The organism is Paenibacillus sp. CAU 1782, from assembly GCF_054551715.1.
On sequence record NZ_JBTOLL010000008.1, the window covers coordinates 93,872 to 111,606 of the forward strand.

11 protein-coding genes are annotated in these 17,735 nt (G+C 52.3%); 8 read left to right on the top strand and 3 right to left on the bottom strand.

Annotated features, from left to right (window positions below; genetic code table 11):
* Positions 1-73 precede the first annotated feature (73 nt).
* Positions 74-274: an AraC family transcriptional regulator gene (locus tag ACX93W_RS17315; protein WP_459393627.1), complete on the top strand. Its 201-nt coding sequence runs from the start codon at positions 74-76 to the stop codon at positions 272-274.
* Between the two features lie 125 nt (positions 275-399).
* Here the strand turns inward: ACX93W_RS17315 and ACX93W_RS17320 are convergent, their stop codons facing one another.
* Together ACX93W_RS17320 and ACX93W_RS17325 are read right to left on the bottom strand one after the other, a co-directional pair.
* Positions 400-1,077 (bottom strand): PspA/IM30 family protein, encoded by a 678-nt coding sequence (locus ACX93W_RS17320; RefSeq protein WP_459393628.1) that lies wholly within the window; start codon positions 1,075-1,077, stop codon positions 400-402.
* Positions 1,078-1,141: 64 nt separating this feature from the next.
* A complete protein-coding gene (locus tag ACX93W_RS17325) occupies positions 1,142-1,360 on the bottom strand; it encodes a PspC domain-containing protein (protein WP_459393629.1) in 219 nt (72 codons plus the stop codon).
* 248 nt (positions 1,361-1,608) lie between these two features.
* Between ACX93W_RS17325 and ACX93W_RS17330 the strand changes: the two genes are divergently transcribed.
* The 3 genes from ACX93W_RS17330 to ACX93W_RS17340 are packed head-to-tail and all read left to right on the top strand — an operon-like array spanning position 1,609 to position 14,704.
* On the top strand, positions 1,609-10,326 hold the full coding sequence (locus ACX93W_RS17330; protein ID WP_459393630.1) for a cadherin-like beta sandwich domain-containing protein: 8,718 nt from the start codon (positions 1,609-1,611) through the stop codon (positions 10,324-10,326).
* A 28-nt stretch (positions 10,327-10,354) separates the two neighbouring features.
* The gene (locus tag ACX93W_RS17335) at positions 10,355-11,506 is read left to right on the top strand and encodes a response regulator (protein WP_459393631.1); all 1,152 of its coding nucleotides are present in this window, start codon (positions 10,355-10,357) and stop codon (positions 11,504-11,506) included.
* Positions 11,507-11,524: 18 nt separating this feature from the next.
* Positions 11,525-14,704, top strand: a complete 3,180-nt coding sequence (locus ACX93W_RS17340) for a hybrid sensor histidine kinase/response regulator (RefSeq protein ID WP_459393632.1) — start codon at positions 11,525-11,527, stop codon at positions 14,702-14,704.
* A gap of 141 nt (positions 14,705-14,845) precedes the next feature.
* Here the strand turns inward: ACX93W_RS17340 and ACX93W_RS17345 are convergent, their stop codons facing one another.
* Complete coding sequence (locus ACX93W_RS17345; RefSeq protein WP_459393633.1) at positions 14,846-15,283, bottom strand: helix-turn-helix domain-containing protein; 438 nt, start codon at positions 15,281-15,283, stop codon at positions 14,846-14,848.
* 306 nt (positions 15,284-15,589) lie between these two features.
* Between ACX93W_RS17345 and ACX93W_RS17350 the strand changes: the two genes are divergently transcribed.
* From ACX93W_RS17350 to ACX93W_RS17365, 4 genes are read left to right on the top strand one after another with little or no spacing between them, the layout of a single operon-like run.
* Positions 15,590-15,952 (top strand): response regulator, encoded by a 363-nt coding sequence (locus ACX93W_RS17350; RefSeq protein WP_459393634.1) that lies wholly within the window; start codon positions 15,590-15,592, stop codon positions 15,950-15,952.
* Positions 15,953-15,983: 31 nt separating this feature from the next.
* Positions 15,984-16,184, top strand: a complete 201-nt coding sequence (locus ACX93W_RS17355) for a hypothetical protein (protein WP_459393635.1) — start codon at positions 15,984-15,986, stop codon at positions 16,182-16,184.
* A gap of 46 nt (positions 16,185-16,230) precedes the next feature.
* Complete coding sequence (locus ACX93W_RS17360; RefSeq protein WP_459393636.1) at positions 16,231-17,283, top strand: protein-glutamate methylesterase/protein-glutamine glutaminase; 1,053 nt, start codon at positions 16,231-16,233, stop codon at positions 17,281-17,283.
* A gap of 19 nt (positions 17,284-17,302) precedes the next feature.
* A complete protein-coding gene (locus ACX93W_RS17365) occupies positions 17,303-17,731 on the top strand; it encodes a chemotaxis protein CheW (RefSeq protein WP_459393637.1) in 429 nt (142 codons plus the stop codon).
* Positions 17,732-17,735: the final 4 nt, after the last annotated feature.

Sequence of the window (17,735 nt, forward strand, 5' to 3'; positions counted from 1 at the left end):
ATAATGATTATCTTGTATACTGGTCATGCGACGCCAGAGCCGGAATGAAGGCATTTCACCAGCGGATCCCGTGATGCCGGCCGTTCGCTATTTAAGTCAGCACTACCGGGACAATACGGGCATTGAGGCGTTGGCGGAGCGGCTTGGCTGGAGTCCGCGCCACTTGACGCGGCGATTCAAGGACGCAATGGGACTCAGCCCCGTGGAATATTTGACTACAACGATATTTATTCCTTGGACAAGCAGCTGGATTTTATTGTTGAAAGCCTGTTGACCGCACCTTAGACATCACATTAGCTGCAAATGGCTAGCACCCCTGCAATAGCCGCCACAAAAAAAGCGTCCTTCACGCTGCAATAACGTGAAGGGCGCTTCTCTGTTTTTATGATCAAGGCGGCGTTAGCTGCCGGATTTTTGACTCAGCAGGCGCTGGAGCTCTTCCTCCACCCGCTCGTTCCGCTCCTCCTGCGCAACCGCCGATTGAGAGTAGGACGCTGTAGTGGAATGTCCTCCGCTGGATTTGGCAAGCTCGCGATGCGCTTCCCATTCCATCACCTTTTGTTCAATCCGGTCAAACCCGCGTGAAGCCTGGCTTACCGCACCGCTGAGGGGGGACGAAGCAAATCCGGGGGTATCGCTTGCCGTTCTGACCCGGGCAGCCAGCTCCGTCCGTTTGCTATGCAGACGCACGCGCTCTTCCTTCAAGTGCTCCACCCGCTGGCTTAACTCCTCTGCCGCCTGGCGGGCAAGCTGCTGCAGCCTGATGGTTTCTTCGCCTTGTTCCAGATACAGAATCTTGGCTTCAAGCGCCGCGCGGGCTTCTGTTTCGCGATCCTGAGCCGCGGCCTGAATGGCCTTTTCCTCGTAATGTCCCGCTTGCGCTTGCTGTTCTTTCAGCTTGGTTGCAAGAAGCCGCTCCTGCGCCCGCTGGCTGGCAGCATTGCGTTCCGTTGCCGCGATCTCTTCGTCAAGCTCCCGCAAATATTGGTTTAACATCATAACGGGATTTTCGATTTTGTCCAATACCTCGTTGGCTGCCGCTTTTGTCATGCTGAATACTCTTTGAAAAATTCCCATGTGATCTCTCTCCTTTTATAGTGATAGGATTGGCGGGTGCCCGCCGTGCAGGAATGAAAGCTCCTTAGTAGTAATAGTTGCTGTTAGAGTAGCCTTGGTACGGCTCTTTCGGCACGAACATGGAAAGCAAGAAGTAGATCAATGCCGTAGTGCCAAAGCTGAAAAACAGGGAAATGACGACGAGAAGTCTGATAACTGTGGGATCAATGCCAAGCCATTGTCCAATGCCTCCGCATAATCCGGTAATTTTGTTGTCCGTTGCCGACCGATAAAGTTTATTCATTTGGATTCATCCTTTCGTATGGCTCTTCTATGTCTATATCTTACAAAATGCTGCCTGCTGCGGTAACGGTCCGTGGTCTATTCTTGGTGCTGGCCTTTAGGCGGGGATGGTCCGGGTCGAGGGACGGGGAGGCTTGTGGATGGAAGTGTTGCCCAAAATGTTTAGAACATGTCCAGAGCACGTCGCTATAATGGAAAACAGACTACAAGACTTAGGACTTTATGCTTACAGGGAGGTATGTTGCAGAAATGATTCAAAAGCGTATGGTCAGGGTGATCAGCCTTTGCGTTGCCTTAATGATGCTCATTCAGCTGTACCCTGCATATCCGGCCTATCAGGGCGTGCAGCAGGTATTTGCGGACACGGATGACGTCTCGACGCAGCAAGATGGCGGGGACAATTCCGGTGGGACCGAAGGAGCAGGAGACGATCAAACGGACGGCGGCGCTGGAAGCGATGCCGGGTTGGACAACCCGGATGGCAGCCAGGATGCTGACGGTGCCGGAGACGATCAGAACAATGACGGAAGCAATGACGGCGGCCAAAATAATGATGGCCAAGATAACGGCGATCCAAATGGGGATGGCAGCGGCGGCAACGACGATGGCCAGACAGAACAGCCCCCGGCTCAGCCGTTGGACCAATTGACCGATTATTCGTGGGAAAAAATAACGAGCAACATTTCGCCTAGCGCTCGTGAAGGCGCGGCGATGGCTTTTGATGAACTAAATCGCAAAGTTATTTTGTTCGGCGGACAAAGCGCAACTGCGCTGCTTCGCGACAATTTTATGTGGGACGGCGAGGAGAAGGCGTGGAGCAAGCTTCCGAACAGCAGCGTTCCCGCAGGCCTGGAAGCCCGCCGCGGAGCCGCGATTGCTTATGATCCCGTATCCAAACGGATCATCATGTTTGGCGGACAAGGAGCCTCCGGCGTATTGGGAGACATGTGGTCCTGGAATGGCGTGGGCCAGGTCTGGGAAAAGCAGAATGTCGCGGTTCCAAGCGCGCGCGCAGGCTCGCATATGGCCTATGACGGCAAACAGCTGGTTTTGTTTGGCGGTTATTCGTTATCCGGCAGCACGCGCGTGCGTCTCGGAGATACCTGGCTCCTTACCGAAAACGGCTGGGTAGAAGCGACTCCGGAAACAAGCCCGCCGCCAACCTATTACGGGGCAATGTCCTATGACGGCAAACATGCCGTTTTGTATGGCGGCAATATCGGTTCAGAAACGCGCAACGGGTCGAATTACCAGATTAACTCCAACAAGCTGTGGATCTGGGACGGCACGAACTGGAATGGAGATACAACGCCAACAGAGCAGCAGGATTGGGGACGTTGGGGCCACATTATGGCTTATGACGGCCGACGGGTTGTTTTCTATGGCGGAGAATTCGACTGGGTACAGCCTCCATCCAATTCGATCGTGCCTAACAAGAAACGCCCGATTGCAAATCCGCCCGATCGCAATGGCAACCGAGCGGTTATCGGCTGGGAAAGCTGGAATTCCTCCTGGGTGGAGTGGCTGACAACCGGCACGTCCAGAGGTCCGGGCGGCGGCGTCAAGGACGGCCCGGGCTCCGGCAGCTACATGAGCATGGCGTTTGACGGCGAGCAGTTCGTCGTATTCGGCGGCAACCATGAATGGGGCGGCTTGACGGGCGATACGTTCCGGTTCGGCAACGAGCTTCCGGCCCTGCCTACGGTGACGCTGTCGGGGACGCCAGTAGTGCTGATGGATAAAGTCAATAAAGAAAACGATCTTGTCCGGATTATGGCTAACGTAACCGGCAAAGCATTCCAGGAAATTGGCGTAGAATACCGAGAGTTTGGCCAAACCGAGTGGTCCAAGCTGATTGACGAAGATAATGAAGCGGGAGCGTTGACGTTTGATCTCAAGGGTCTGAAGTGGCAGGTGCATTATGAAGCGCGGGTATATGCCACCAATACCGTTGGAACAGCGTACAGCGATACGGCGGCTTTCCAGTTTTATCTGGACCCCGCAATGGTGGTAGCGGATCTTCGATACGACCGTTCTTCGCCTTCCGTGCTGCATGCGGATGACAAAAAGCGGATGCTGGTTGTCGGCGAAGGCATTACCAACCTCTGGAGAAGGCCGGCATCCGAGGTCAACTATACGCTGAAGGGGAAAGACGGCAAGGTCTATCCGTTGACGGCCAAGGTCCGCAACGATCTGGAGCTGGAGCTGGTCTGGACCGATGCGCTCGGCGACGGTAAATACGATCTTGACCTGCAGCATGATTTTTACCGCGATTTTGTGCTTGAGGATGCATTGCTCATCACGTCGACGGGCGTATACGAGCCGCGCGACTATAATGAAATCGTTGTTCCGTCGAGCGATCCGGACAATGAGGAAATCGACAAGCTGACCATTAGCGGCCCATTCAGGGAGCTGCCAGGCGAGCTTGGCGTATTCAGGCTGAGCAATCCGGAGCATGTTGTGTTGCTTAATCAATACGTCAAATTCAAGGGCAGCGAGCTGACGGTAGACATGCGCGGCGAACATGCCGTCGTATCCGGCAAAGGCATGCTGTATGTCGAGCAATCCGGCATTATGTATACGCTGCTTCAAGGCGAATTCGAATTTGAATCCGACGATTTTTCTATTGAATTGAACAATGCGGGCAGCAACTATGATTATCTGAATTTGAATCTGCCCATCTCGGTTAACAGTATCGCCTTTGTTAGCGGCGGCATTAGACTTGGCGGCGAAATCAAAGTGAATTTCACGGCAGGCTCCGCCAAAATCAAAGGCGAATCGGAAATCGAAGCGCTGCAATTCAAGCGCGATCGCTTCGACTTCGCCGGAACCTTCAATATTGAAGGCAATTTCGAAGCAGGCCCGCTGGAAGGAGCGGAACTTCGTTTCCGTCTGGATACACGCGTGCCGATTTACGGCGCGGGCGGTTCCTTCGATCTGCGCAAGCAAAAGGTTGGTTTTGAAGCGGATATCCTGTTTAAGCGGGGCAAACTGGACGCGCTCAGCTTTGGCGTTCGCCGCAAAATCAAGCTGGGCAATACAGGCGCCCAAATTACTCGCATAGGCGGCGGCTTCTCCGGCCTTGCCAGCCAGAACGAAGTGCCGTTTACGCTGAAGGCGTACGGCGCAGCATCCGACGTCATTACGCCGGAAATTAAAGATTACAACATGGTCAACGGCAACAACCTTGCCGTAGGGCTGTCGCGATACCATTTCCAGGCTTCAGGCGAGCTGGGCATCTATTGGGTACCCGTAGCCAAGCTTGATTTTATCACGATCTGGAATGCGTCCGGATTTAAAGGAATCAGCAGCCCGGGCTTCCAGCTGCACGCAAACCTGAATCTGATTGACATTGTCATCGGCGAATTGTTTGCGCAATATTTCTCGAATACGGGCTACAACGGCTTCGTGAGCGCACGCATCCAGATTCCGCGTTGGGTTTCCGTTATCGGCGGAAAAAGCTTCGGCGGCATCGATGTTGGCGTCAACAACCAGCAAATTTTTGGCTCGGTAGGCTCCGGCTGGTTTGGCGGCTCGGCTAAATATGTATTTAAGCCGAACAAGTTCGACATCAGCTTGGGCGCAAGCAAGGATATGAAAAAAGAAATCGAGCGCATGAAAAAGAATATGGTGAAGACACCGACGCTGCTTGCTGCATTCGGCGCTTCCCGCCTGTCATCGCGCTTGTCATCGGCCGCTCTGTTTGCGCCGCTGGCCAATCCGCTGGAAACCGTCGACAACGGATATGATTTATTGCTGCAAAACTCGGTTATTCAGCAGGGCGATACCGGGGTAACCCGCAATGTTCGAGCCGCTATCTCGACAGGTAATTTTACAGCCGTATTGCGGGAAGATGCGGCGCAAGCGACTTTCCCTGACGATCATACGATTCAGTATGAATGGAAGGCTGATCATGCTTACAATGCGTTGCTCGTCCTGGATGGGAATAGCAGCGGCGTAACGATCAAAGATCCCAATGGAATCGAGGTTCCGCTTGGATTTGGCGAAGCCCAAACCGAAGGTGCTGCCCGCAGCCTTGCGGCAGCTTATGATTCCTCTGCGGACAAAACATTTATTGTAATCCCGGTGAAAAAGGATGAAACCTGGAAGCTTGCTGCTTCCTCCGCACGTTCGTTTGAAGTATACGAGCTGACTTTTGTTCATCAGGAGCTTGGGCTTGGCGAGTTGGCGACCCTATGGTCTGCTGCTTCCGGCGCAACGGTTACTGCGATCAATCTGGAGAACCGCGGCATGACCGCCATTCAACTGGATGGCGCAAAAGGCGAACTCAAGCTTTACAAGCCGGATGGCCGGGAATACGGCCTGGTTGCCGATTCCGCTCATCAGGGGTGGAATCAGTTCACTGATGCCGTTAGCGGCAAACTGAATCTGGTAGCGGATGTTGCACAGCCTGGCGAATGGTTGTTGACCGGCGGCGACGCTGCTGATATAGCGGTTTATTCCATCGGGGCGTCCACAACAACCCAAGTCCTTAGATCCGCTCTTTTGGTGGAATCACTGGCTACGGAAGTGACGCTTAAAGAGGGTCAAAGCTTGCTCGAAATCGAGGGGGCAAACGGTTCGGAGATTTTGTACCGTCCGGACGGCAGCGTTTATCCTCTGCTGACCAACTCATGGGAAGCGGGATGGAATGCCCGTTATGAGGATGAACTAGGCAAATGGACGATTCTGGTGGAAGCTGCAAAAGAAGAGCAAGGCGCGTGGAAAGTCGTAGGATCGGACTTTGTTACGCTCCGCGCATTCAGCAGCACAATGAAATACACCGACTTAACGCCGTTTTTCTCGAAAGGCCAGGCGGAATATACAACTAGTCTGGATATCGACAAGCCGGGCCGCTATATGTTCATCATCGAAGGCGGCGGCACCGATACGAAGCTGCGGGCGCCGTCCGGCCAGCTTTTGCCAATGGTGTTTGAAGACAGCGATGCGGTGGATTACAATGCTGTGCTGCAGCCGGCCGCACGCAATACGCTTGACGATGAGGATTACGGAGATGTTGTCTTTACGTCCAACCTTCCGTTTGTCGGAAGCCAGGATGTGCTGTATGCAGGGGCTGATGTGAAGACGGCAGGCAAAGTGCAGATTATCTCCAGCGGACCGGTGCAGGTGAGTTTGTACGAGCTGGATCTCATTAGCAAAATCGAGGAATTTTCGGCGCAGCCTGCAGCGGGCGGCGCAGACAATACGTACCGCGTGAAATGGAATGTAAGCAATGCGAAACCGGGAACCAAGGTGAAGCTGATGCTTACGGAGCAAGCCGATAAGGCGATTGGTCCGGTTATCGCCGAAGGGCTTCCATCTTCAGGCATAGAGACGATCAGTATTCCAGAGGGCTATATGCCTGGCGAATATTGGATCGCAATGGTTGCGGAAGGCGAAGAAATCGCTCCGTTGTTTGCGGTAACGAAAGAGCCGGTTAACCTGACGGCGGCCGTTATGCTGGAGCAGCCGCAGCAGGTGCAAGTGGTATCGACCGGCAATGAGGAGTTGACCCTCCAATTCCGGGGAACCAACGTCCCTGAGGTGGAATATTATCAAATTACCGTAGCTTTCCAGAACGAAATCGGAGAAACGGTCAAGGAAACGCTTGGCGTGGATCATCAGGATGGCGAGCTGCAGACCGTTACGATTGCCGGCTATGAATCCGGGTTTACGTATACGCTGGATGTGATGGCGGTTGGCGAGGCGAATGGAAAAACGGTTGTCAGCCCTGTATCCGCGGCGGTTCAAGCCTTCTTGCCGGAGCCGGATTCTGCAAAGATTGAGCTTTCTTTTGCAACCGGAGGAGCTAAACAGGTAAGCGGCACTTACAAGAGCTACGACAATCAGGAAGAAGCAATGGTCAAAACGGCGGCTGAAGCCGTGACCGTTCAGGTTGCGAGCGATCAAAGCGCTGAGGTTGACCTGTATGTCAACGGCGAGCTACTGGAGACAACCCCTGTAACTGCCGGGGGCACGGCAAACTTTGATTTGAACGCCTTGCTGCAGGCGGCTACGCTGGAGCAGAGGGATTACACAATCGAAGTGCAGGCCGTCAATGCAAGGGGAGACTACAGCAGCCAATATTCCAAGCTGTATGTAGACCGCACAGGACCTTTCCTGTATGCGGCGGGACAGCTGGACGGCGAAGGACCAGAGCGCATGCCGCTTAGCGGACAAGCGGTGTATGGCAGCAGGCTGCCGATTATCGGCCAGACCGATATTGGAGCAAAGCTGACTATTGATGGACGCATTGTACCGCTGAATGGCGACGGAAAATTCAATTACTACGCGCCTATCCAGTGGGACGGCCAAACGTCGCACACCGTTGTTGCGATCGCAACGGACGAGGTGGGCAACAGCACGGAATATTGGTTTGAGGTAGTCAAAGGCACGGAAAGCGTCGAAGATACCAAAATCAAAGCCGTAGATTTGGCGGGACTGGAGCTGGGCAACGGATATTTGTCTGAGCTGTTCCATCCCGATCAGCAAAGCTACAATGCCATTGTAGAAGAGGGGAACTTCAAGCTGTACGCGGCAGCGGCAGCAAGCGATTCTGTTGTCACGGTTGACGGCCGTTCTCTTGAGGATGGAGGCTACATCGAGCTTAGCGCTCCTTCGGCGCAAGCTATCAGAACCGTACAGGTGAAGGTAACCGCGGCGGACAACAGCAGCCGAACGTATACCATTAACATCGGGACCCGCTTGTCCAACGTAGCGGTGCTGAAGTCGCTGTCGTTGATGTCGGGCGATGAAGAACTGCTGCCGGAGCCGGCATTCAGCGGCGCTACCAGCGAATACACGGTATATGCGGAGCACCAGGATTCCCGCATTACAATAAGCGCAAGCGCCTATAAACAAGGCTCCCGCATTTATATCAATAACGTATTGGCATCCGGTGCAACCCCGGTTGATCTGACGACAGGAAACAATTCCGTTCACGTAAGAGTCGAGTCGCCGGATGGACAAGAACAGCGCACTTATACGCTGACGGTTGTTCGAGAGTATGACAGCAATGCGCAGTTGTCGGGATTGACGCTGCAAGGCGGTCAATTAACGACCGACTTCTCGGGCTCGGAACTGGCATACAGCGTCATTGTTCCGTCCGATAGAGCAGAGCTTGTTGTAAATGCGCAAGCTGCCAGTCCTTTCGCAACTGTCGCCATCGGCGGCGGAGCAGCAAATGGAAGCAGCGCGCAAGGAACCGTGACGCTTCGCAACGGAACGCAAACGGCAAGCGTTGTGGTGACGGCGCAGGACGGTACATCGCAAACCTATCAATTGCGCATTTACAGAGGCGCAGCAACAGCTGCGGCGGCTCCTTATCTGAGCGAGCTGAAGTTGTCCGGAGCAAAAATTTCGGGTGATTTCGAAAGCGGCAAGCTTAGTTATTCGGTTGACGACAAGGCATATATTTCTTCGTTGTCGGTGATGGCGAATACGCTGCAAGGCGATGCTCGCCTGACGATTAACGGCACCGCCGTGAAGAAGGGCGAATACAAGTCGGTACCGTTGACGGTTGGCAGCAATTTGATTGTTGTCGGCGTGGAATCCGGCGATCGAAGCAGTTCCCGCCAATATTCCGTTCAGGTCGAGGTAGGCGCTATTGCGAATAACAATACCCGTCCTGCAGAAGTATTGAGCGGAGGCAACGGCGGCGGAATGATTGCCAATGTCGACATTGAACGCGAAATGACCGTGCAAGGAAAATGGAGAGACAACGTATTGATGTCGGCTGAAAAGGCGAAAGAAATCGCTGCTCAAGCCAAAAAAGCAACACAATCCCGCGTTGCGATTGTCATCAACGATCCTAAGGCGCCGGAAAGTCCGGCGGACGAAACGGCCGTTACGATTGTACCGGAAGCGGTGGCGCTTCTGTCGGATAACGGCATAACGCTGCAGTTGGTGACGCCGACAGCAACGCTTACGCTGGATCAGGATACGCTGGCAAAAATAAAAGCGGCCGGCACAGAGCTATTCTTCCGTATTGTGCCAATCCGGGATCTTGCGGAGCAGGGTGCTGTTCGCAGCCACCTGTTGAATGAAAAAGCACTAAAAGAGCAGCTTGGCGGACGTGCCGCGGAAGTATGGGGCACACCGGCAACCATTGAAACAAACTACAAGTCTGCCAAAACAACGATTGTTCTGCCGCTTGCCGAGCAGAACATCAAACAAGGCACGCCTGAAGCGGCGAAGCTTGCCCGCGAGCTGGCTGTTTACATTCAGCACAGCGACGGAGAGCAGGTTCTTGCACAAGGGGTCTTGCAGTATGACGCGGAGGGCGTTCTGAACGGAATTGCCTTTGACGTAACGAAATTCAGCATTTTCTCCATCGTGCGTTTGACGGGAGACCAGATTTTTGCGCCATACATCAGCGGTTATCCTGACGGCACGTTCAGAGCCGACAAAACCATAACCCGCGCTGAGCTTGCAACGATTCTGGCTCGCCAGCTGGAGACGGCCAGCCTTACGTCCGGCAACTCCGCGTCTGAAAGCATTGAATTCCAAGATGTCCCGTCCGGTTATTGGGCCGTGGATGCTATCAAGCTTTTGCAAAGTCATGGTATTATGAATGGAGACGGAGTCAGCTTCCGGCCGGAAGCCGGCGTCACAAGAGCGGAGCTTGCAACCATTGCAGCACGCTGGATGGGTCTGGCGGACAAGGCGACAGCCTTTGCCGATGCCAAGGAGCATTGGGCTGATGGCGCGATTGGCGCCGTACAGGAAGCCGGCATTATGCAGGGTTATCCTGACGCCACCTTCCGCCCCGGCAGATTGCTGCTGCGCGGCGAAGCCGTCACCGTGCTGAACAAAGTACTGGGACGTCCGGTGCCGCAAGCTTATCCGGGAACCGGCTGGTCCGACGTGCCCCCTGCCCATTGGGCGAAGCGGGACATCGAAGCGGCATCAGGGTATGTACAGGAACTGCCGGATGGAGAGCTGAGCTACATCGATAGCGAGCAATAAAATTTTTACGATGCGGAGACATGGGAATATGCTGAAGGTCATTTTGGTAGATGATGAAGAACCGGCTTTGATTCATTTGGAGCGTTTGCTTCAGAACGACGGCAGGGTTCAAATTGCGGGAAAATATACATCGGCGAAGGAAGCGCTCCAGCATCTGTCGCCAGAGCATGCCGATGTTGCGTTTCTCGACATCGGGATGCCGGAGATGAACGGATTGGAGGCTGCCGAATTGATCCAGGAGCAGTTTCCCTCAATCCGCATCGTTTACGTTACTGCTTATTCCGCTTATGCGGTTGAAGCTTTTGAGTTATACGCGCTGGATTATTTGCTTAAACCTGTGGATGCGGACCGGATCAGAAAAACGATTGATCGCGTTCAGGAATATATGGCCTTGACGGGCAAGCATGCCGCCCTTCCAGAAGCTGCCGCGGCAGCGGACGTTATTAACGTCCGCTGCTTCAAGCGTCTGGAGCTTGTCACGGGCGCCGCCTCCAGAGAAAAGGTCAAGTGGCGCACCAAAAAAGCCCAGGAGCTTTTTGCCTACCTGCTCCATTTAAAAGGGGCATGGGTAACGAAGGAACGGCTGATCGAGAAGCTTTGGCGGGAACAGGAGCAAGACAAAGCAGTTACATACCTGCACCATTCCGTTTCGAGGATCAGACATTTGCTGCGGGAGTGGGGAGCCGTCTGCACAGTGGAATACGAGGATGAAAGCTATCGTCTTCCGCTTGGCGGTTTTCAGACCGACGTGGACGAGTTTGAGCAACTTGCTTCAGTGTCGGGCGGTTTGCGGCTTTCGGACTGGAACAAATACGAATATGCCCTATCTCTCTATCAAGGAGAATATTTTGAAGATCACAACTACGAATGGGCCGAAAATAAACGGTTGAATCTCCAGCAAAGCTACTTCCAGCTAATGTGCAGCATGGCTCGGCACGAGCTGGAGGAAGGCCAGAATCAGGAAGCCGTGCAGCGTTTGCTGCAAGCGCAGGAGCAGTTCCCTTATTCGGACGAGCTATGCCGGCTGGTCATGCAAGGCTACAAAAAAATGAACCATCCAATCATGGTGAGAGAGAGCTATCAAATGTTCCGGCAGATGCTCCAGAATGAATTGGGCGTGCTGCCGGAGCCTCATACAACAGAGCTGTATTACAAGCTTTACAGCGGGGAGCCGCGATAGACAGGGGGAAGTGATGAGTTGAAAAAGCAATTGTGGGGCATCCTTCTATTTTTTCTGATTATCGCGGCAATACCGGTTATCAGCTATATCCGCCAGCAGTCGGGGGCGGAGTCGCTGCCATATGCCGATGATGGAACTCTGGATTTGCAGGAATGGAATTTTGAGTCTCAAGGCGCCGTTGCAATAAGCGGCGAATGGGAATTCTATCGCGGCCAGTTGCTGGAACCGAAGCATTTTGCCTCGTCAGCGGGAGCAGCCGAAGAGAGGCCTGAATTATCGGGCCTCTTTACGTTGCCCGGAGAATGGAATGCGTATATTGCGGGAGACGGCAAACCTGAGGGTACGGGATTTGGCACCTACCGTTTGCTTATAGAGCTGTCGGGAGACGAAGCGGACATCTATGGCATTCGCACAACCAATATCCGGATGGCCAACAAAATATTTATGGGCGGCAAAGAAATTGGAGCAAGCGGCGAACCCGGGCCTTCAAGAGAGCTGTCCGACCCGTCCAACATACCGTATATCGGTTTTGCCGAACTGGATGGCGAAACGGTCGAAATTATCATTCAGGTTTCGAACCATATTTACGCCAACGGCGGCATTTTGCAGCCCGTGTGGTTTGGGCTTAAAAGCGATATCGTATCCCTGAGGGATGTCAGCTTGTTTGGCGATTTTATTAGCATCGTTGGTTTTTCGTTGTTTATTTTATTCTTTTTCTTCCTGTATTTCATGAGGAGAGAAGAAAAGTCGCTGCTTTACCTGGCGCTTTTTTGCGTATCGCTTCTTATGTTTGTATTGACGCATGGGGAAAAACTGCTGGGCCAGCTGCTGCCGGATATGCCCTATGAGCTGATGCTTTGGCTGCAGGTGGTTTCCACGTCCAGCGGATATTGGTTTTTGCTCCACTACATCAACGTATCGGTGCCGGGGGCCATGGGCCGAGGGCTTTTCCGCTTCACCAGAGGGTTGGCCTGGTTTTCGCTAATTATGGGCGTGCTGCTGCCGCCTATGCTTTATTCGCGCTGGTTTATTGTGCCTGGCTTTATTTTTGCCGCTATCGTGGCGATACTGCTCTTTGTGCTTGGCCGAGGAGTGGCGAAGCGGACGCCGGACGCGTACTTCCTGCTTCTGAGCGCCATCAGTCTCAGCATTTATGCGTTTGTGAATTTGATTCAGGTGCAGGGGATGCTGGACATTCAGTTTTATTTGTCATACGAGCTGCTTGTATTTGTTACCGTGCAAATTCTGATGTTGGCCCGGCGGTTTTCATCCTCGTTCAGCGAGGTGGAGCAGCTGTCGCATAAGCTTGTTACGCTGGACGGGCTGAAGGATGAATTTATGGCAAATACCTCCCATGAACTGAGGACGCCTCTGCATGGCATCGTCAATATTGCGGAATCGCTGCTGGAAGGCGTCGCGGGCAAGCCGGATTCCGATCAGGCCAGACAACTTGGCATGATTGCGGCCACAGGCAGAAGGCTTAATTTTTTGATCCATGACATTTTGGACTTTTCCACTCTGCGGAACGGGCAGCTTTCGCTCAATCTCAGACCGGTTAAATTGCAGGCAGCCGCGCAATCTGTGATTGAGGTGATGGAGCCTCTGCTGCACAAAAAAGGGCTGTACCTGAAGCAGGGCTGGCCTCCTGAATTGCCCCGGGTTCATGCCGACGAGGACAGGCTGCGCCAGATTTTGTTCAATCTGCTTGGCAATGCCGTCAAGTTTACCCATCGCGGCGGTATAAGGATTTATGGCGAAGTGCGGGACGGCATGGTTCGGATCAGCGTTACGGATACCGGCATCGGAATACAGAGAGACCAATTGGAACATATCTTTCTTCCCTATCATAGCGGATTGAGCGATAACGAGGCGGCTCGAAGCGCGGGGACGGGGATCGGGCTTGGCATTACCAAAAAGCTGATCGAGCTGCATGGGGGCCAAATAAGCGTACATTCAACGCCTGGGGAAGGTTCTGTCTTTTCCTTTACGATTCCAATTGCATTGGATCAATCAGATGCGGGGGCGGCTGCGGAAATGGCAGCAGAATTAGCTCCCAAAGGAGCTGAGGGACTGCTGCAACGCAGCGCGGAACGGCATCCGGTCAAAGAACAAGGCGATGATCCGGAGCATTTTACGGTGCTGGTCGTGGATGATGATCATGTCAATCTGCAGGTGCTGATTAATCTGATGTCGATGGAGCATTACAGTGTCATTGCCGTTGATAACGGCGAAGAAGCCTTGGAGGTGCTTGGCGGCAAAAGCGGCGTAGATTTGGTCATCACGGATTGGATGATGCCGGAGATGTCGGGCCTGGAGCTGTGCCGGCGCATTCGGGAGCGGTTTACGTTGTCGGAGCTTCCCGTGCTGATGTTGACGGCCCGGAACCTGGCTGGCGATATCGGAACGGCCTTTGGCGCAGGCATTAATGATTTTCTGAATAAGCCGGTCGATTCCGTTGTGTTGCGGGCCAGAGTTAGGACCTTGCTGGAGCTGCGCCGTTCCTTCCAAAGCGTTATTCGCTCGGAACTGGCTTTTTTGCAGGCGCAAATCAAGCCGCACTTTCTGTACAACGCCTTAAACACGATCATATCGGTTTGTCCGACTGACCCCGACAAGGCGACGCATTTGCTGATCGATTTAAGCAAATATTTGCGCAGCAGCTTTGATTTTCACAGCAGACAGCAGCTTGTCAGCCTGGACCGCGAGCTGGAGCTGGTCCAATCCTATGCCGCTCTTGAACAAGCTCGTTTTGGCAAACGTCTGGTCATGGAATACGAGGTTGAAGAGGGACTTCAACTCTTTATTCCTCCGCTTAGCATACAGCCCATTGTCGAAAATGCGGTTCGCCATGGCGTAACGCAAAAGGCGGCAGGCGGGACTGTCGTGCTAAAAGTGGCGCAGGAGCAGGACAAAGTCATTATCTCCGTGCGCGACAATGGAAAGGGGATAAAAGCTTCCGAACGGAGCAGTCTGCTGCAAGAGAATCGTCTTGTGGGCGGAGTAGGCTTGATCAATATCCACCGGAGACTGCTGTCGCTCTATGGGGGCAGCGGACTGCAAATTGAAAGTGTCGAGGATATCGGGACGCTTGTTTCTTTTGAAGTGCCGGCGCCTCATGTCCAGCAAGGCGGACGGGTGTTGCGAACGGGCAAGGAGACGTTACATTCTGGGCCATTGTCCAAACGCTATCCGGAATAGTGAGAAAGCAGAGGAAGGACTGGTTTGTTGGAACCAGTCCTTATGCGGCAAAGGCTGAATGCGGAGTTGTTCCAGACGTATGGGAGGATGGGGCCGAAAAAACACATTTGTGGAAAAAATACCACACGAAGTGGAAAAAGATCACGTAATTTCTTGATTAGGAAACTCCTTCATAATAGGACTATAGTCTTGTTGCTCGAAGATCAAATAACAGATGAACTTCTCTATATGTTTTCTATTGTCTTTATTTAACATCTTGTATTTGGTAATCAGCTCTTTTTCGGCTATATATTCGTTTGCATTTTCAGAATTCGATAGATGCGAAAATCCCCTCAGGCCAAGGTTATCATTAAAGATTTCAAGTGATTGAGGAGCCGTTCCTGTTCCCATCAGAAGCCAATTCACATCGGTTGAAAACTGCTGTGCCACAGATACCAGCGTATCGGCGGAAGGTTTGTTTTTTCCTTTCTCGATATCGCTCAGTCTTCCTTGTGAAAGGTTTATTCTGCTGGCAAATTCGGCCTGTTTTAATCCTGTCAGTTTCCTTAAATATTGAAATCTTTCAGCGAAAGTCTGCATAGCTCTCCTCCCGTTCCATTCTATATCCTAAAACAGATAAATATTGAATAAATTATTGCAAAAATCTCATATCAGATATATGATAAAAATAATACTATTATCTCCTCATTATTATATCATCAGAGGCGGTATTTGGATGTTAGGTAAAAAACCTGACAATATCGAATTACATTATTTGTATGTAAATAAAAAATCATCGTCCGTTTACTATAAGCCTAAAGACCTACATATGCGGATGATGATTTTTTTATTTATAGCTTGTCGTTTTATGGCGAATGCAGAACTGAAAGGAGGAAAAGTGAGGAAATGAAGACGGTTTTGGTTGCCGACGATGCAGCTTTTATGCGCGCTTCCATGAGCGAAATCTTGGTGTCCAACGGATTTGAAGTAGTGGCAGAAGCAGGAGATGGTTTACAAGCTATTCAATTATACGAAGAACATAGACCTGATGTTGTCACGATGGATATTACCATGCCTACGATGGACGGCTTGACGGCAATCCGGAAAATTATGGAGCTGGACCCTAATGCCAGCATTGTGGTTTGTTCCGCAATCGGTCACCGCGATATGGTGGTGGAAGCCATTCGAGCCGGGGCAAAAGATTTTATCATTAAACCGTTTCACCGAAATCGCGTCGTCAGTACGCTGCGTGATGTTTTGTCCTATTAATTTCAGGTGCGGATAAGATGAGGTGCAAAGGATGAGCAAGACCAAACAGCTTACTTATTTTGGTTTGGCAGTAAAACGGGAGCTGCTGGAGAGGCGAATGACGCAAAAGCAGTTTTGTGAAACAGAAGGAATACCTGTCAACCGCTTTACGGAGATTCTGTACGGGGTTCGTCCCGGTAAACGTTATCGAAGCAAAATCGCCGACGCACTGAATATTAAAGGCCCCCTTTGAAATCGGCGCTTGAAACGGCTTCAGAATATGAGAGAGGGAAGGGGCCATGTATCGCATATTGATTGTCGATGATTCATTATTTATGCGAAATCTGTTAACCAGATACATAGAAGAAGAAGGCATGAAGGTTGTGGGCACGGCCCGGACGGGCCTGGAAGCTGTCGAAAAGACGGCTCTGCTAAAGCCGGACGTGATCACGATGGATGTGGAAATGCCGGACATGGATGGTATTTCGGCACTGGCCGAAATTATGGGAAAACATCCAACTCCCGTTATTATGATTAGCTCCTTCACCAAAGAAGGTGCTTCCGAGACCGTCCGCGCCTTGCAATTTGGCGCTGTTGATTTCATTACGAAGCCAACGGGCTCGGCGCTGTTTGATATTTACAGAATCAGAAGGGATCTGGTCAAAAAAATCAGGGCGGCTTATGGCGCCCCTGTAGGACGGCTGCGCCGACTGGCGGGAATGGAGAGAAAAGCCGATATTTTGCCCCGCAGGGAGGGGGCTTCCGAGCTGCCCGTAACCCATATCGTAGCCGTTGGCGTTTCCACCGGCGGACCGCAAGCTCTAACGGAGCTGTTGTCGGGGCTTCCGGCGCATTTTCATCATCCCATCGTTATTGTCCAGCATATGCCGCCCAAATTTACAGCATCGCTGGCGGACCGCTTGAATACAGTCACTCATCTCAATGTCGTTGAAGCGAAGGACGGTCAACCGATAGGCAACAACGGCGTTTATATCGCGCCGGGTGATTTTCAAATGAATCTGGTTGAGACAAGGAATGGTTACGCCGTGAATCTCCATCAGAGAGAATCCGGCGGCAGGCATCGTCCCTCCGTGAACGAGCTGTTCCGTTCGGTCTCCGCTCTACAAGGCGTAAAACGCCATTATGTATTATTGACGGGAATGGGAGACGACGGTGCGGAACAGATGCTGCTGGCAAGGCAGAGCGGCGCTGCCGCTTCAACGATTGCGGAATCGAAAGAAACCTGCATTGTGTACGGCATGCCTAAAGCGGCAGTGGAACGAGGCGCAGCCCAGTACAAGCTGCCGCTTCATGAAATCGGCCGCAAGCTTGTTGAACTGACCAGGGTGTAATCAGAAAGGGAGCCGACATATGAACGAGACGGGACTGACACAGTATGTGCAATTTGGGATTGGCAACGAAAGCTATGCCATCAAAATAGCCGAGGTGCACGAAATCATTACGATGCAGGAGATTACTGAAATACCAAACTGTCAGTTTTATGTAAAAGGCGTAATCAACCTGCGAGGCAAAATTATCCCGGTAATCAGCCTGCGCTCGCTCTTTTCGTTACAGGATCTGCCCAATTCAAAAGCTACCCGAATTATTGTGGTTCACCACCAGGAAGAAGCCGTCGGCATTATCGTGGATCGCGTGCACAAGGTGGCGCGCTACGAGGATATCCAGCCCCCGCTTGAGCGTATTGGAGGCATAAACGGCGCTTATTTCACAGGTATTGGCGTCTCGGACAAGGAACTTGTCGGTATTTTGAAAATCGATGAAGTTTTGCTTCGGAAGTAAGGGG

Bases quoted from the DNA above. Each gene is read 5' to 3' on its own strand.
- ACX93W_RS17315 (WP_459393627.1), top strand. From the start codon at position 74: ATGCCGGCCGTTCGCTATTTAAGTCAGCACTACCGGGACAATACGGGC.
- ACX93W_RS17325 (WP_459393629.1), bottom strand. From the start codon at position 1,360: ATGAATAAACTTTATCGGTCGGCAACGGACAACAAAATTACCGGATTA.
- ACX93W_RS17355 (WP_459393635.1), top strand. From the start codon at position 15,984: ATGAGCAAGACCAAACAGCTTACTTATTTTGGTTTGGCAGTAAAACGG.
- ACX93W_RS17330 (WP_459393630.1), top strand. From the start codon at position 1,609: ATGATTCAAAAGCGTATGGTCAGGGTGATCAGCCTTTGCGTTGCCTTA.
- ACX93W_RS17345 (WP_459393633.1), bottom strand. From the start codon at position 15,283: ATGCAGACTTTCGCTGAAAGATTTCAATATTTAAGGAAACTGACAGGA.
- ACX93W_RS17335 (WP_459393631.1), top strand. From the start codon at position 10,355: ATGCTGAAGGTCATTTTGGTAGATGATGAAGAACCGGCTTTGATTCAT.
- ACX93W_RS17360 (WP_459393636.1), top strand. From the start codon at position 16,231: ATGTATCGCATATTGATTGTCGATGATTCATTATTTATGCGAAATCTG.
- ACX93W_RS17350 (WP_459393634.1), top strand. From the start codon at position 15,590: ATGAAGACGGTTTTGGTTGCCGACGATGCAGCTTTTATGCGCGCTTCC.
- ACX93W_RS17365 (WP_459393637.1), top strand. From the start codon at position 17,303: ATGAACGAGACGGGACTGACACAGTATGTGCAATTTGGGATTGGCAAC.
- ACX93W_RS17320 (WP_459393628.1), bottom strand. From the start codon at position 1,077: ATGGGAATTTTTCAAAGAGTATTCAGCATGACAAAAGCGGCAGCCAAC.